At 42.1% G+C, this 16016-nt stretch carries 15 protein-coding genes and 1 rRNA gene; 14 read left to right on the top strand and 2 right to left on the bottom strand.

Features of this window, described 5'->3' with window-relative positions; genetic code table 11:
* Positions 1 to 104 precede the first annotated feature (104 nt).
* Positions 105 to 1694 carry a sensor domain-containing diguanylate cyclase gene (locus JK635_RS15265; RefSeq protein ID WP_202654823.1) on the bottom strand — a complete coding sequence of 530 codons (1590 nt, stop codon included), beginning with the start codon at positions 1692 to 1694 and terminating at the stop codon, positions 105 to 107.
* Positions 1695 to 1727: 33 nt separating this feature from the next.
* Positions 1728 to 1934, bottom strand: a complete 207-nt coding sequence (locus JK635_RS15260) for a DUF4368 domain-containing protein (RefSeq protein WP_235888139.1) — start codon at positions 1932 to 1934, stop codon at positions 1728 to 1730.
* 162 nt (positions 1935 to 2096) lie between these two features.
* Here JK635_RS15260 and JK635_RS15255 point away from each other — a divergent pair, with 162 nt between their 5' ends.
* From JK635_RS15255 to JK635_RS15190, 14 genes are all read left to right on the top strand, one after another.
* Positions 2097 to 3440 carry an ISLre2 family transposase gene (locus JK635_RS15255; RefSeq protein WP_202654822.1) on the top strand — a complete coding sequence of 448 codons (1344 nt, stop codon included), beginning with the start codon at positions 2097 to 2099 and terminating at the stop codon, positions 3438 to 3440.
* 179 nt (positions 3441 to 3619) lie between these two features.
* Positions 3620 to 5035 carry a tRNA lysidine(34) synthetase TilS gene (gene tilS, locus JK635_RS15250; protein ID WP_202654821.1) on the top strand — a complete coding sequence of 472 codons (1416 nt, stop codon included), beginning with the start codon at positions 3620 to 3622 and terminating at the stop codon, positions 5033 to 5035.
* Positions 5032 to 5577, top strand: a complete 546-nt coding sequence (gene hpt / locus JK635_RS15245) for a hypoxanthine phosphoribosyltransferase (protein ID WP_202654820.1) — start codon at positions 5032 to 5034, stop codon at positions 5575 to 5577. The genes tilS and hpt overlap by 4 nt, the downstream gene beginning before the upstream one ends.
* Before the next feature lie 97 nt (positions 5578 to 5674).
* A complete protein-coding gene (gene ftsH / locus JK635_RS15240; protein ID WP_202654819.1) occupies positions 5675 to 7633 on the top strand; it encodes an ATP-dependent zinc metalloprotease FtsH in 1959 nt (652 codons plus the stop codon).
* 111 nt (positions 7634 to 7744) lie between these two features.
* Positions 7745 to 8524: a type III pantothenate kinase gene (locus JK635_RS15235; protein ID WP_202654818.1), complete on the top strand. Its 780-nt coding sequence runs from the start codon at positions 7745 to 7747 to the stop codon at positions 8522 to 8524.
* 64 nt (positions 8525 to 8588) lie between these two features.
* Complete coding sequence (gene hslO / locus JK635_RS15230) at positions 8589 to 9467, top strand: Hsp33 family molecular chaperone HslO (protein ID WP_202654817.1); 879 nt, start codon at positions 8589 to 8591, stop codon at positions 9465 to 9467.
* 153 nt (positions 9468 to 9620) lie between these two features.
* Positions 9621 to 10547: a cysteine synthase A gene (gene cysK, locus JK635_RS15225; protein WP_202654816.1), complete on the top strand. Its 927-nt coding sequence runs from the start codon at positions 9621 to 9623 to the stop codon at positions 10545 to 10547.
* A gap of 113 nt (positions 10548 to 10660) precedes the next feature.
* Positions 10661 to 11509 carry a dihydropteroate synthase gene (gene folP / locus JK635_RS15220; protein ID WP_202654815.1) on the top strand — a complete coding sequence of 283 codons (849 nt, stop codon included), beginning with the start codon at positions 10661 to 10663 and terminating at the stop codon, positions 11507 to 11509.
* Positions 11502 to 11861, top strand: coding sequence for a dihydroneopterin aldolase (gene folB / locus JK635_RS15215; RefSeq protein WP_202654814.1), 360 nt, complete (start codon positions 11502 to 11504; stop codon positions 11859 to 11861). The genes folP and folB overlap by 8 nt, the downstream gene beginning before the upstream one ends.
* Before the next feature lie 2 nt (positions 11862 to 11863).
* Complete coding sequence (folK, locus tag JK635_RS15210) at positions 11864 to 12391, top strand: 2-amino-4-hydroxy-6-hydroxymethyldihydropteridine diphosphokinase (RefSeq protein ID WP_202654813.1); 528 nt, start codon at positions 11864 to 11866, stop codon at positions 12389 to 12391.
* Positions 12343 to 12549, top strand: coding sequence for a helix-turn-helix domain-containing protein (locus tag JK635_RS15205; RefSeq protein ID WP_202654812.1), 207 nt, complete (start codon positions 12343 to 12345; stop codon positions 12547 to 12549). Before folK ends, JK635_RS15205 begins: the two co-directional genes overlap by 49 nt.
* Before the next feature lie 48 nt (positions 12550 to 12597).
* Positions 12598 to 13596: a tRNA dihydrouridine synthase DusB gene (gene dusB / locus JK635_RS15200; protein ID WP_202654811.1), complete on the top strand. Its 999-nt coding sequence runs from the start codon at positions 12598 to 12600 to the stop codon at positions 13594 to 13596.
* Between the two features lie 206 nt (positions 13597 to 13802).
* On the top strand, positions 13803 to 15287 hold the full coding sequence (gene lysS / locus JK635_RS15195; protein WP_202654810.1) for a lysine--tRNA ligase: 1485 nt from the start codon (positions 13803 to 13805) through the stop codon (positions 15285 to 15287).
* Positions 15288 to 15813: 526 nt separating this feature from the next.
* Positions 15814 to 16016: ribosomal RNA gene (locus JK635_RS15190) — 16S ribosomal RNA — on the top strand; the annotation flags it as partial.

Raw genomic sequence — 16016 nt, 5'->3', positions numbered from 1 at the left:
AAAATATAAGTCTAGAGAATCAGCTTTATAACCAGATATACGGAAGCCCGGGTAGAAAAGTTCCCTCAATTATTGATGTTTATTCTTAAATAGCAAAAACTAAATTACTTGAAGGCGTTGACGCAATTTTTCCCTTTTGTTTTGGATACATAAAGCGCCTTATCGGCCATCCCGATAAGTTCTTTGAAATCAATCGAAGGGATTGGAATAATGGTTGCCACGCCAAGACTGCAAGTCAAAACCGTACTAACAGAAGAAGTTGCATGTGGAATCTCCAGCCTTTCAATGGCCGAACGAATTTTTTCCGCTATCTTCATCCCGCCTTCTTGATGGGTCTCCGGTAAAATGACCGCAAATTCCTCGCCGCCGTAACGGCAGGCAACATCAGCCGGCCGCTTAAGTGTTTCTTGAACTGTTTGAGCTACAAGAATGATACTTGCATCTCCTTGTAAATGACCATATGTATCATTATATTTTTTAAAATCATCAATATCGAGCATGATTAACGTAAGAGGCTGCGATGTTCTGGCACAGCGGCGCCATTCCCGTATAAGCGTTTCATCGAAGTAGCGGCGATTGTGGATCTTCGTTAACCCATCCATTAGTGATGCCTCTTGTAGGTGTTTTTCGAGTTTCTTTTGTTTGGTTATATCCTTAAACTGCCAGAGGAAACCGTCAAGCTGATCGTTAACAAAGATAGGAATGGCATCACGGCTAATGATTCGTCCGTCCTTCAATTTCCACTCCTCATCCAAAACTGTTTCACAATGTTCGAGAATTTCCCGGTTTCTTTTTTCATAAAGATCTCCTTCGAGGAAAATATTTTTTCCCTGCGCCGATCCTTCAATAGGTTTTATTCCAATAATTTCTTGGGAAAAAGACGAATTTGTGAAGATCTCCCTTAACTTTTGATTGACTAAAAGCACTTGATTGTTTTTATCTAATGCTAAAATCCCATAGGGAAGATGGGAAATTAATGCTTCAAGTCTTGCAGACGTTTGTTTGATCTTTTGTTCCATTTTGATACGCTCGGTAATATTACGAGAAACCATTACGACCTTTTGAATCTTCCCATTTTTTTCGACAACCGGCTTGCCCCTCATGGCAAGAAAGATCCATTCAGCGCCCACTTTCCAGCGGATATCTGCCTTCAGGTTTGTTCCTGTTTCGATCATCGAATGAAATTTGCTTAGGAATGAGTCAAGATCATCCGGGTGAATATAAGCATGGGAATAGGTCCCTTCCAGTTCGGAAGGATTCATTTTCATGACATTTTCATGCGAAGGAGAGGCATAGAGAATTTTGCCATCCGGAGCTAAAACAGTCACGAAATCATACATATTATCAGCAATTAAACGATATTTTGTTTCACTTTCCTTCAAGATTTGTTCCTGTTTTTGAATTAGAGCTTCCGCCTTCTCGGAATATTTGGATTCATAAATATTCAAGACGGCATATAAAAGGAAAAACAACAGAAAATAAATAACATCAGTCGCCTCCCAGTCGGTAAAGTAGCTTGCTCCATGCAAAAGAAGAAAGTAACTAAAGGCGGCAGCACTAATCATCGTCGTAATGAAGATATACTTCCAATTGCGATACAAGACACTAATGATCGGAGGGAGGATGAGAAAAAATAAATTGACAACATTTGGAGCGGTCAGATAGGGATTATTAATTCCTGAAAAATTCGGCATAGTCGTAGATTTTCGGCTATGCCGTTTTTTCGTTTATTTTGGTAAGTCGATAGCGCCAATGCAGTTATAGAAAATTTGAATCCGCTGGGTTCTGCGGCCATCTACCTTTTCAGCCTTGAATACTATAATTTTGTCAATGAACTCTCGGATAATCTCTGCATCCAATTCTGTAATTTCTGTGTACTTTTTAACCAGTGCCAAAAAGCGGTCGGTATGTATGAGTAAAATTAATGTGGGCAAAATTTAACCCCTTCATTTGGTGAGGGATTGTCAGATCGCTCACCAAATAAAGGGGCCACCAAGCGAAAGCGCGGTAGTGTTCTAAGCTAAATACATGAAAAAGAGGGCTACTCCTTGGTAGAATCATAGTCGACCAAACCCAATCCAAAGGAGGAAGCCCTCATGCAAAAGAATAGCACAATATATCCCAATTTAAAACAGATTGAACAATTAGTTTGGAGGCAATTACAGGAAACCTTCTCAGGGGTTATGAAGACTCTTTTAGAGGACATGGACCAACAGATTGCCGAAGAGCGTAATAAAAAGCGTTATCGTCTACTCGATAAGCGTACCACCACGTTAGACAGCCTTTTTGGGGAAATCACGATTGAACGGAACTATTACCGTGATAGAGAGAAAAATGAATATGTCTATCTCCTTGATCGTTATTTGGAATTTGAAGGGGCAGGTGCCTTCAGTCCCCTTATTGAGGAAGCCGCTCTAGAGCTTGCCATTACAGGGCCTTCTTACCGAAAGGCCGCAGAATCGCTTGAAACACTTTTAGGTTACCGTGTGATCAGTCACGAAGCTATACGTCAACATCTGTTACAGGTTGCCAGTATTCCAAAAGAGCGTCAGCCTATACACCGCTCAGTGTTATTTGTAGAGGTGGACGGTATATATGTGAAACGTCAGGGAAAAGGAAAAAGAGGAAAGGAAGAAAAAATAGCAGCGGTTCATCAAGGCTGGGAAATTAACGGAAAACGGGTAAGTTTAAAAGATAAACGGCATTTTATTCACCGTGGGAAACAGCCCTTTTGGGAGGCGTTTGAGGACTTTCTCATCGAGAATTTCGAGTATGACCCCACTGTCCACAAACTGGTGATAAACGGTGATGGTGCTAGTTGGATCACAGCCTGCCGTGAGCATTTTAAGGACAGGGCTTTCTTTTCGATTGACCGATTTCACGTGGCACGAGATATTCGCAGCCTGTTCCGTAAACACCCTCGCTATCGCCAAATGCAAAAGGCTCTCGCGTCCTATGACAGTCAGAAACTACTTACAGAATTAAATAATGCCGTCGGAACTCTTGAAACGAGGGAACAAGAAGAACGGCTGGACCAGTTGCTTCGTCAGCTCGAAAAGTACCCTGAAGCCCTCAGGGATTATCGAGAATGGCTTAAAGAGCAGGGGGTTGAGACATCTGGAATGAGACCAATGGGAAGTGCAGAGGGAACAATGAGAGTCTTCGCAAAAAGGCTCAAAAATGGGCGTAGTTGGGTGGAAAAAGGCGTAAGTGCCATGATCACCGGATTGGTGGCATTCCTCGATAATTTAGCTTTGAGAACACTATTCGGGCGAGTGGAAAGATGGACAGAAACCAAGGAAGAAAAGAACCCCCCGAGACATTATGTGGAAAAGGTGAAAAGCACGATTGGTGAAGCTACAAGGGATAATATCCTTTACCTAAAAGGCAAGGCGAATATTCCAGTGTACAAAGCATTAAAAGAGTTGGCCGGTTTTTAAAAAAGACAAATTTTCTATCAAGAGAGCACTCTAAATAAGTGAATCCGCTTTCACTCCTGTGGGGATAAAAAAACTGCCCACAAATACTTGACTCAAACAGAGAGAACCTATAGTTTGAAACAAGCTTAAATAAAGTTGTAAACTAAAAGGTAACTTATATCTAAGGAAGAGTGTATTTTATGTTGCAAACAAAGGTTACAGCCTTTCTTCAGCATCATGCATTTAAGCTTGAGAACAAAAGAATCGTTGTTGGTGTTTCAGGAGGACCCGATTCATTGGCACTTCTTCACTTTTTGCTCCAGAATCGAGAGAAACAAGGCCTGTTTATTGTCGCTGCTCATATTGATCATATGTTCAGAGGGCCGGAATCTTATGAAGATGCGTTGTTTGTCAAAGAGTATTGCCAACAAAACCGGATTCCTTTTGAGATGGTCCAAGTAAACGTTCCGGAGATGATGAAATTAACAGGAAAAAGTGCTGAATCGGCAGGTCGGGAGGTCCGTTATGAGTTTTATTATAAGGTTATGGAGAAGTATAATGCTCCTTACTTAGCTCTGGCCCATCATGGTGATGACCAAACCGAAACGATCCTCATGCGGCTGACAAGAGGAAGTACGGGAATGGCAAGGGCAGGCATTCTGTTCTCCCGCCCGTTTCATAGCGGAACGATCTTCCGCCCGTTTTTATGCCTAACGAAAACGGACATTGAGAAATATTGCCAGGAGCACAATCTTACCCCAAGGATTGATCCTAGCAATCAAACCGAAGTATACAGCCGTAACCGCTATCGCTTAAAGGTTCTGCCGTTTTTAAAAACCGAAAATCCTCAGGTTCATGAGCAATTTCAGCGCTTTAGTGAGGAATTACAAGCGGATGAAATGTTTCTGCAGGAATTAACTGTCCAAGAATTGAATAAAGTAGTGAAAAAAAGAGAAGCGTCAGAAGTTACCATTGATATCGGGCTATTCTCCAGAGTGCCTTTACCTTTACAAAGGAGAGGGATTCAACTAATATTAAACTATCTTTATAAAGAAAAACCTGCTGATCTTTCTGCGTTACATATAGATCAGGTTTTAAACTTAATCAATCATGGCAAACCTTCAGGGAAACTTGACTTTCCCAATGGTTTAAAGGTTTATCGTTCTTATGGTGATTTATTACTTTCATTTCGAAAACATAAGTCTGAATTGGAATCGTATTATTTTATCTTGAAGGAGCCGGGGCGGATTCACCTGCCAAATGGCCGACAAATTCAGCTCCAATATGCTGATAAGGAGACGCTGCAGAAGGGCGCCAATACAGCTGTGTTTCCGGCAGAGAGCATCAAATGGCCGATTATTATTCGCACCAGGAAAATGGGTGACCGAATGACTATTAAAGGAATGCAAGGATCAAAAAAAATAAAGGACATTTTTATTGATCAAAAGATCCCGTTACAAGATCGAAATACATGGCCGATCATTACGGATGGAGACGATTGTATTATTTGGCTTCCAGGTTTAAAAAAGTCAGCATTTGAAGGAATGAACCCGACAACAAAACACTATATACAATTCACTTATGATAAATTAACATCTTCTAGGGGGCACATATGAAACACGATATTGAAAAGGTACTAGTAACAGAGGACGAGATTCAAGAAAAAATAAAGGAGTTGGCAGCCCAATTAACAGAGGAATATCATGATCGCTTTCCGCTTGCCATCGGCGTTTTAAAGGGTGCTATGCCGTTTATGGCTGATTTATTAAAGCGAATGGATTGTTATTTGGAAATGGACTTTATGGATGTTTCCAGCTATGGCAATGCTGTTGTTTCTTCCGGAGAAGTAAAAATCCTCAAAGATTTGGATACATCTGTTGAAGGCAGAGATATTTTAATTATCGAGGATATTATTGACAGCGGTCTTACTTTGAGTTATTTAGTCGATTTATTTAAGTACCGCAAGGCAAAATCGATTAAAATTGTGACCTTGCTTGATAAACCGGCGGGGAGAAAGAGTAACATCAAAGCCGATTATGTCGGGTTTATCGTTCCGGATGAATTTGTCGTCGGCTATGGATTGGATTACATGGAGAAGTATCGAAACCTTCCATATATTGGAGTGCTAAAACCTGAAGTATATAGCAATAACGATTAAATGATAGCCATTGGAAGCAAGTGTATTTTCTTGAATTTGTAAGATTTTCTATGATACTATTTTATATAGTCTGTTTTAACGCGGGAGGAGGTAAGAGATGAATCGGATTTTCCGTAACACCATCTTTTATTTATTGATATTTTTAGTTATTATCGGCGTCGTTAGTTTCTTCAATGGAAGCAATGAGCCAACCGATCATATTTCATATGACAAATTTGTTCAACAATTAGAAAATAATGGTGTCAAATCTTTTTCAATACAGCCTGAGCGCGGTGTATTTGAAGTGCGTGGTGAATTGGAAGCAGGTAATAAAAAATTCATCACTTATATCCCAAACAGTGAGAAAATCCTTGACCGGATTGATAAGGCTGGTTCCAAGGTTGAAGTAATGCCGGCGAAGGAAACAAGCGGCTGGGTTACCTTCTTTACTTCGATTATTCCGTTTGTGATTATCTTTATTTTATTCTTCTTCTTATTAAACCAGGCTCAAGGCGGAGGCAGCCGTGTGATGAACTTCGGTAAATCCAAGGCAAAGCTTTATAATGATGACAAGAAAAAGGTCCGTTTTAGAGATGTTGCTGGTGCTGATGAAGAAAAAGCTGAGCTTATCGAAGTAGTGGAGTTCTTAAAAGACCCGCGGAAATTCTCTGAACTGGGGGCACGGATTCCTAAAGGGGTTCTTCTTGTTGGACCTCCAGGGACCGGTAAAACATTGCTTGCCCGTGCAGTTGCGGGTGAAGCAGGGGTTCCATTCTTCTCCATCAGCGGTTCTGATTTTGTTGAAATGTTCGTTGGGGTCGGGGCGTCCCGTGTACGTGACTTGTTCGAGAATGCAAAGAAAAATGCTCCTTGTATTATTTTTATCGATGAGATTGATGCTGTTGGCCGTCAGCGTGGAGCCGGTCTCGGCGGTGGCCATGATGAGCGCGAGCAGACGTTAAACCAATTGCTTGTCGAAATGGATGGATTTGGGGCAAATGAAGGAATTATTATCATTGCTGCTACCAACCGTCCTGATATTTTGGACCCAGCCTTACTGCGTCCAGGCCGTTTTGACCGGCAAATTACGGTTGACCGTCCTGATGTTAATGGTCGTGAAGCAGTACTGCGCGTTCATGCCCGCAATAAGCCTTTAGACGAATCGGTGAACTTAAGAAATATTGCGATGCGGACACCAGGGTTCTCCGGTGCCGATTTAGAGAACCTATTAAATGAAGCAGCCCTTGTAGCGGCGCGGCAAAATAAAAAGAAAATAGATATGGTTGATATTGATGAGGCAACTGACCGGGTCATTGCCGGTCCGGCGAAAAAGAGCCGGGTGATCTCCGAAAAAGAACGCCGGATTGTCGCTTTCCACGAAGCAGGTCATACGGTTATCGGTTTAGTATTGGATGAGGCCGAAATGGTTCATAAGGTTACCATTGTTCCACGGGGACAGGCTGGCGGTTATGCGGTCATGCTTCCAAAAGAAGACCGTTACTTCATGACTAAACCAGAACTGTTAGATAAAATTGTCGGCTTATTAGGCGGCCGTGTCTCAGAGGAAATTGTTTTTGGCGAAGTAAGTACGGGAGCCCATAATGACTTCCAGCGGGCGACCGGTATTGCCCGCCGAATGGTGACGGAATTTGGGATGAGTGATAAGCTTGGTCCATTACAGTTTGGTCAACAATCAGGTGGTCAAGTATTTCTCGGGCGCGATATCGGCAATGAACAAAATTATTCGGATGCGATTGCTTATGAAATCGACCTTGAGATTCAACGATTTATTAAGGAATCTTACGAAAGATGTAAAAAGATTCTTATCGAGAACCGCGATAAGCTTGATTTGATTGCCAACACCTTGCTTGAGGTAGAAACACTAAATGCAGAACAAATTAAATATTTAGTAGATCATGGCCACTTACCGGAAAATCCTGAAGAATTGGCAACCGTTAAAGTTGGCACCAAAAAGCAGGATGACCTGAAAGTTAATATTAACAAAAAGAAGGACGAGGAGCCTGACGAGGAGAAATCATTCCTCGATACCCCTCCTGATGAAATTGACTATAAATAATATCGCAAAGAGAGCTTCGCATGAAGCCCTCTTTTTTTTTCAACCAATTTAAATTATGGTATTATGTTTGCATGTAAATAAGAAAATTCTATTTAAAAGTGAGTGATAAACTTGATATTTGTTTTTGACGTGGGGAATACCAATACGGTGCTCGGTGTTTATAAAGGTGATCAGTTAAAATTTCATTGGCGGATTGAAACAAGCCGAAATCGTACGGAAGATGAATTTGGCATGAGTATTAAAGCGTTGTTTGAACATGCCGGGCTTCGTTTTTCCGACATTGATGGGATTATTATTTCTTCCGTTGTACCGCCGATCATGCTGGCCTTGGAACGGATGTGCCAAAAATATTTTCAGCTAAAACCGCTGATTGTTGGCCCTGGCATTAAAACAGGCTTAAACATCAAATATGAAAACCCTAGGGAAGTTGGTGCTGACCGCATTGTCAATGCAGTGGCAGCGATCCATGAATATGGCAGCCCGCTTATTATTGTTGATTTTGGCACGGCAACAACATATTGCTATGTTAATGAGGATCGGCAATATTTAGGCGGAGCAATTGCCCCCGGAATTGGTATTTCCACTGAAGCATTATACTCAAAAGCGGCCAAATTGCCGCGGATTGAAATCGCCCGTCCCGAGGGGGTAATTGGGAAAAACACAGTCGCTGCCATGCAAGCAGGGATTGTCTATGGTTATGTCGGGCAAGTTGAAGGAATTGTTAAACGGATGTCGGAGCAAAGTAAAACCAAACCGAAAGTGATTGCAACAGGCGGTTTGGCCCCGTTAATTGCTAATGAAACAAATGTGATTGATGTGGTCGACCCATTTTTAACGTTAAAGGGCTTGCAGCTCATCTATAAACGAAATTTGGGGAATTCTAAAGAATGATAGGATTAGTGGAAGCACGGGCAATTTTAACCATGATTCACGAAGAAATTCGGAGGGTGATTTTTTGAAGGATTATTTAGTTAAGGCGTTAGCTTATGATGGAATGATTCGTGCATATGCGGTGCGGACAACGGAAATAATAAGTGAAGCGCAGCGTCGTCATCAAACCTGGCGGACTGCTTCCGCCGCGCTTGGCCGTGCGATGACCGCAGGGGTCATGATGGGGGCGATGTTAAAAGGTGATGAAAAACTAACGATAAAAATTGACGGTGGCGGGCCGCTTGGTCCAATTCTTGTTGATAGTAATGCCAAAGGTGAGGTCCGTGGTTATGTAACCAACCCTCAGGTGGATTTTGAATCAAATGAGCACGGGAAGCTTGATGTCCGCCGTGCGGTTGGCACGAATGGAATGCTGTCCGTTGTCAAGGATATCGGTCTGCGGGATTTTTTTTCCGGCCAGGTTCCGCTCGTTTCCGGTGAATTAGGGGAGGATTTCACTTATTACTTTGCTACTTCAGAACAGACACCATCCTCTGTCGGTGTTGGGGTGTTAGTAAATCCGGATGATACAATTCTGGCTGCCGGCGGCTTTATTTTGCAAATCATGCCCGGAACCGAGGATTCGGTCATTGCTAAATTGGAGCAGCGGCTTCAAACGATCGCGCCAATTTCAACATTGATTGAACAAGGGTTAACTCCTGAGGAAATCTTGGCGGAACTTTTCGGTAAGGAGCACGTCAAAATTATTGAAACGATGCCGGTACGGTTCCAATGTACTTGCTCCAAGCAACGTTTTGCAGATGCCATTGTCGGGTTAGGAAGGCAGGAAATAATGGCAATGATTGAGGAAGATGGAGGGGCAGAAGCCCATTGCCACTTCTGTAATGAAAAATATCATTATTCCAAAGAGGAGTTAGAACAATTGGCGCAGGAAGCCAATTAAATAGATCAAAACATCTTAGCATAGGAGAATGTACTTCTGTGCTTCTTTTATATCTGAAATTTCCGTTAAAAATAATTGACAAGACAAGGTAAAATTGCTAAATTATAAGTATATAAAACCAATAAAAATACTCGGAATAGAGGTGCCTTTATTATGGGACGTATTGCCAATTCGGTGACTGATTTAATTGGCCAAACACCAATTGTAAAGCTAAACAGAATAACAGATGAAAACAGCGCTGAGGTTTACTTAAAGCTGGAATATTTTAACCCAGGAAGCAGTGTGAAGGACCGGATCGGGTTAGCGATGATTGAAGCAGCCGAGGAAAAGGGACAGATTAAACCGGGAGATACCATTATTGAACCAACTAGTGGTAATACGGGAATCGGTTTGGCCATGGTTGCTGCAGCAAAAGGCTACAAAGCCGTGTTTGTGATGCCGGAGACGATGAGTTTGGAAAGGCGGAATCTGCTTCGCGCTTACGGTGCCGAGCTTGTGTTAACACCTGGACCAGAAGGAATGAAAGGGGCAATTGCCAAAGCAGAAGCATTGGCCGCCGAGAATGGCTATTTTATGCCGCAACAGTTTAAGAACGAAGCAAATCCAGAGGTTCACAAAAGAACAACAGGAAAAGAGATTGCTGAACAAATGGACCAGCTTGATGCCTTTGTTGCCGGAATCGGTACAGGCGGAACCATCTCTGGTGCAGGAAGCGTCCTCCGTGAAAAGTTTCCAAATATCAAAATAGTTGCGGTTGAACCACAGGATTCACCTGTTCTATCGGGCGGAAAACCAGGTCCTCACAAGCTTCAAGGGCTCGGAGCCGGATTTGTGCCTGACACCTTAAATACGCAAATTTATGATGAAATCATTCAAGTAAGTACTGATGAAGCATTCGCTGCATCCCGCCGCGCAGCCAGAGAAGAAGGAATTTTAGGCGGTATTTCTTCCGGTGCCGCTGTGCATGCTGCATTAAAAGTGGCAAAGGAACTTGGCAAAGGCAAAAAGGTACTGGCCATTATTCCAGATAATGGCGAACGTTATTTAAGTACAGCGTTGTATCAGTATGATGCAGAATAGGAAATAATAAAGGGTCGGTGGCTACCGGCCTTTTTTTTATGAAAAAATGATTCTCATATGAATTTCATGTATGATAAAAACAGTGAAAAGTTTTAACAACAGGGGGATGAATTATGAAATTGAAGGAAGCAGAGGAAGTCATTTATTGTGGCTCATATACGTTAGATTTTTCAAAAAAGACTTATGTCATGGGGATTTTGAACGTAACACCTGATTCCTTTTCGGATGGCGGTAAATTTAATGAGGTAGAACTAGCGGTAGAACATGCAAAGGAAATGGTCGCAAATGGGGCGGATATTATTGATATTGGCGGAGAATCAACACGTCCGGGATTTGCCGCTGTCTCAGCAGAAGAGGAGTTAAAACGGGTCATTCCGGTGATTGAAGCGGTAGCCAAGCATGTGGATGTTCCTCTGTCGATTGATACTTATAAAGCGGCGGTAGCCAAGCAAGCCATAGAAGCAGGCGCCCATATGATCAATGATGTTTGGGGAGCCAAGGCGGACGAGCAAATGGCAGCTGTTGCGGCAAAATATGATGTACCGATTATCTTGATGCATAATCGTCGTGAGCGAAATTATCAGAATTTTGTCCGGGACGTCATTAACGATATATTTGAGAGCATTACGATTGCCAAGAAAGCCGGTGTGAAGGATGAAAAAATTATTCTTGACCCGGGAATAGGCTTTGCTAAAGATTATCACGAAAACATTTTGATGATGCAGAATTTAGATAAGCTGGTCATGCTCGGATACCCTGTATTATTGGCTACTTCACGAAAAAGAATGATTGGTGAGGCGTTGGATCTTCCCGTTAATGAAAGAATGGAAGGAACCGGGGCAACCATTTGCTATGGAATCCAAAAAGGTTGCCAAATGATTCGGGTCCACGATGTGAAGGAAATGAGCCGAATGGCAAAAATGATGGATGCGATGATGGGGAAGGGTGAAAACTTTGGATAAAATTTATGTGAACGGAATGGAGTTTTACGGTTACCATGGGGTTTTTCCTGAGGAAAAAGTACTTGGACAGCGCTTTTCCGTTGATTTAATCGTATTTCTCGATCTGAAGCAGGCAGGTGAAACGGATAAATTGGAACACTCGGTTCATTACGGGGAGTTATATCAATTGTGTAAAGAAATTGTTGAAGGAAAACCTTATAAATTAGTTGAATCTGTAGCGGAAAAAATTGCTGCTGGAGTGTTAAATCAATTTACGCTTGTTCAAGAGGTAACGGTGAAGGTGACGAAACCTGATCCGCCGATACCTGGTCATTATGATTCTGTTGCTGTGGAAATTACAAGGGGTAGATAGGCATGAAAAACGTATCCATTATTGCTCTCGGTTCTAATGTTGGTAATCGTCTTGAACAGTTGCTTACGGCAATCAAAAAATTGACAAGCTCCCCGGATATCGAGTTGGTAAATTACTCCTCCATTTACGAGACAGACCCTGTCGGATATGAGAACCAGGATCCATTTTTAAACATGGTGATCGAGATAGAGACAGATTTAGATGCGCTGGAATTATTAGACCGATGTTTAACGATTGAATTAGAACTTGGAAGAAAGAGGGAAATAAGGTGGGGACCACGGACAATTGACCTTGACATTCTGGCATTTAATCAAGAAAATATTAATCATGTGAAACTAATTGTTCCCCATCCCAGGATGAAGGAACGGGCATTTGTATTAGTGCCGCTTTTGGAAATGAAGCCGGAATATAAGATGGTTGGTATGGAACAGCCTATTTCAATACTGTTGGATGAATTACCTGATAGAGAAGGAGTCCGATTATGGAAGCGGAAAAATGGGGAAGACGGATTCGGGCATATCGGAAGCTAAAGGGATATACTCAGGAGGGCTTTTCGAAGGAACTGGGGGTCTCAGTATCCATCTTAGGTGAAATTGAACGAGGAAATCGTCTGCCCACCGAGGAGCTGCTAGTAAGGATTGCACATAGTTTAAAAATATCGATCGAGGATTTGGCACCGAAAGAATAGCAAAGCTATAGGTGCCTGGGTGACAAGGAAGATTAAGGAGCTGGTGATGTGCTAAAAATAGGTAAGATTGAAATGAACAACCCTGTTGTCCTCGCACCAATGGCTGGGGTCTGTAACTCTGCATTCCGTTTAACCGTTAAAGAGTTTGGCGCAGGCCTCGTTTGTGCCGAAATGGTGAGTGACAAAGGGATTGTGTTTAAAAATGAAAAAACCATGAATATGCTATATATTGATGAGCGGGAAAAGCCGTTAAGCCTGCAGATTTTTGGCGGCGAAAAAGAAACCCTGGTTGAAGCGGCTAAATTTGTCGACCAGAATACAAACGCCGACATTATCGACATTAACATGGGCTGTCCTGTCCCGAAGATCACAAAATGTGATGCCGGGGCCAAATGGCTTTTAGACCCAAACAAAATCTATGAAATGGTAGCTGCGGTTGTTGATGCTGTAGAAAAGCCTGTAACGGTTAAAATGCGGATGGGCTGGGATGAGGAGCATGTTTATGCGGTTCAAAACGCGCAGGCTGTTGAACGGGCAGGTGGACAAGCGGTTGCGATTCATGGCAGAACACGGGTACAAATGTATGAAGGCAAGGCGAATTGGGATATTATTCGCGAAGTAAAACAAGCCGTTAACATCCCGGTAATTGGCAATGGAGATGTGAAAACCCCGCAGGATGCCAAAAGGATGCTTGATGAAACTGGTGCTGATGGTGTCATGATCGGCCGAGCCGCTCTTGGAAATCCATGGATGATTTACCGTACGGTACAGTACTTGGAAACAGGAAAACTGAGTGGTGAGCCATCTGTCCGTGAGAAAATCGATGTTTGCCTCTTGCATCTGGATCGCTTAATCGCTTTGAAAAACGAGGATATTGCCGTTCGGGAGATGCGCAAACACGCCGCCTGGTATTTAAAAGGAATCCGCGGCAATGCGAAGGTTCGCAATGCGATTAATGAATGCCATACAAGAGATCAATTAAGTTCGTTATTAAACGAGTTAATACTGGAAGCAGAGGCCAGGGAAGAGAATCAGGCAATTGTCTGATAAGTTGACATTGACAGACTCTTTTTCTATAATAGCTTTGTTCCTATAGGAAACTGCCAGTTTTGTCACTGGCAGTTTTTTTTAAAGGGTCTTTGGGATGTCTAAAAAGCAAAATTTGTGTAATATATTAGAAGTATGTATAAAAATGATAGTACGTGTTGTTACTAGCGTTTTACATAATTATGATAGTAATGGAGTGGATAATTGTGAGTCACGAAGAATTGAATGATCAACTCATTGTCAGACGTGAAAAAATGGCTGAAATGCGGGCAAATGGGATTGATCCGTTTGGAAAACGCTTTGAGCGGACACATCTTGCGAAGGATATTATTGATGCCTACGAATCCTTAACCAATGAGGAACTTGAAGAAAAAAATATTTCTGTCCGTTTAGCCGGTCGGATTATGACAAAACGCGGAAAAGGAAAGGCTGGTTTTGCGCATATTCAGGATTTATCCGGCCAAATTCAAATCTATGTAAGACAAGATGCTGTTGGAGAAGAGTCGTATAAAATTTTCACCTCCGCAGATTTAGGAGATATTGTTGGAGTTGCTGGCCATGTGTTCAAAACAAAAACAGGCGAACTCTCCATAAAGGTTTTAGACTTTACTTTCTTATCAAAAGCACTTCGTCCGCTGCCTGATAAGTTTCACGGCCTAAAAGATGTGGAACAACGTTATCGTCAGCGTTATTTAGATTTGATTATGAATCAAGAGAGTAAGGAAACCTTTATTACCCGCAGTAAAATTATTCGCTCGATGCGTCGTTATCTAGATGATAATGGCTATTTAGAAGTTGAAACGCCGATGATGCATGCAATCGCCGGCGGTGCTGCGGCACGACCATTTATTACTCACCATAACGCTCTTGATATGCAATTATATATGCGGATCGCTATCGAGCTGCATCTAAAACGATTGATTGTCGGCGGCCTTGAAAAAGTCTATGAAATTGGCCGTGTTTTTCGGAACGAAGGAGTATCTACCCGTCACAATCCGGAATTTACAATGATTGAACTTTACGAAGCCTATGCCGATTTCCATGATATTATGACTCTAACGGAAAATGTAATTGCTTATGTCGCGCAAGATGTATTAGGAACGACAACGATTCAATATGGCGAATATGAAGTAAATCTTAAACCGGAATGGAAAAGGCTGCATATGGTTGATGCCATTAAGGAATATACCGGAGTTGACTTCTGGAAAGAAATGAGTGTCGAAGAAGCCCGTGCCCTTGCAAAAGAGCATGGAGTAGAAATTAACGATAATATGCAGTTTGGTCATATTGTAAATGAATTCTTCGAACAAAAGGTTGAGGAGAAGTTAATTCAACCAACGTTTATTTATGGTCACCCGGTAGAAGTTTCACCTTTGGCTAAGAAAAATGAAAAAGACCCACGCTTCACAGATCGTTTTGAGCTGTTTATTGTCGCACGCGAGCATGCCAATGCCTTCACTGAACTTAATGACCCAATTGACCAGCGAGAACGTTTTGAAGCACAGTTAAAAGAACGTGAACAAGGCAATGATGAGGCTCATATGATGGACGAAGACTATATTGAAGCTTTAGAGTATGGGATGCCGCCAACCGGAGGACTAGGAATTGGAATCGACCGTTTAGTTATGTTATTGACGAATTCCCCTTCGATCCGTGATGTATTATTATTCCCATTAATGCGTCAACGTTAATATATTAGGATTAAAAAGTGCCGCACCTGTGGCACTTTTTTCATCTTTATCCAGAATAGTGAAAATTACAACTACAACTATAACTATAACTATTACCATAAAAAACTATTGCAGAAAACTATTTATGATGGTATAGTAATTTTTGTTGTTGCCAGGCAATAGATCTTCTTTAAAAAAGAAGAAAAAATTATTGACTTTTAGTTGATAACCTGGTAATATAAAAAAGTCGCCTTTGAGCGATAATATGAGACTGATTCAACATAATAGCTTTGTTCTTTGAAAACTAAACAAACAAAAACGTCAACATAGAAAAGCGAAAGCACCCTGGTCAGCACCGTATGGCCTAGAGTGCTCCAACTGAGATAAAGGAAACACGAAGAAGCCGAAGGCAATTCGATGTTGACTTATCGTAGGGCGGAGCGCGAAGGACACTAGGTGCTAGGGCGCTGTAGCTGGACAACAATAATCATTCATTTCTAACGAAATGAAGCCAACGTTAAATTTTATGAGCTAATCAACTCGAACTTTATTGGAGAGTTTGATCCTGGCTCAGGACGAACGCTGGCGGCGTGCCTAATACATGCAAGTCGAGCGAACCTTTAGGAGCTTGCTCCTAAAGGTTAGCGGCGGACGGGTGAGTAACACGTGGGCAACCTGCCTGTAAGACTGGGATAACTTCGGGAAACCGGAGCTAATACCGGATGACTCTTATTTACACATGTAGATAAG

It is taken from the genome of Neobacillus paridis, assembly GCF_016765675.1.
Classification (GTDB): domain Bacteria; phylum Bacillota; class Bacilli; order Bacillales; family Cytobacillaceae; genus Neobacillus; species Neobacillus paridis.
The sequence above is the reverse complement of the archived record's forward strand: the minus strand, read 5'-3'. Positions and strand labels throughout refer to the sequence as shown.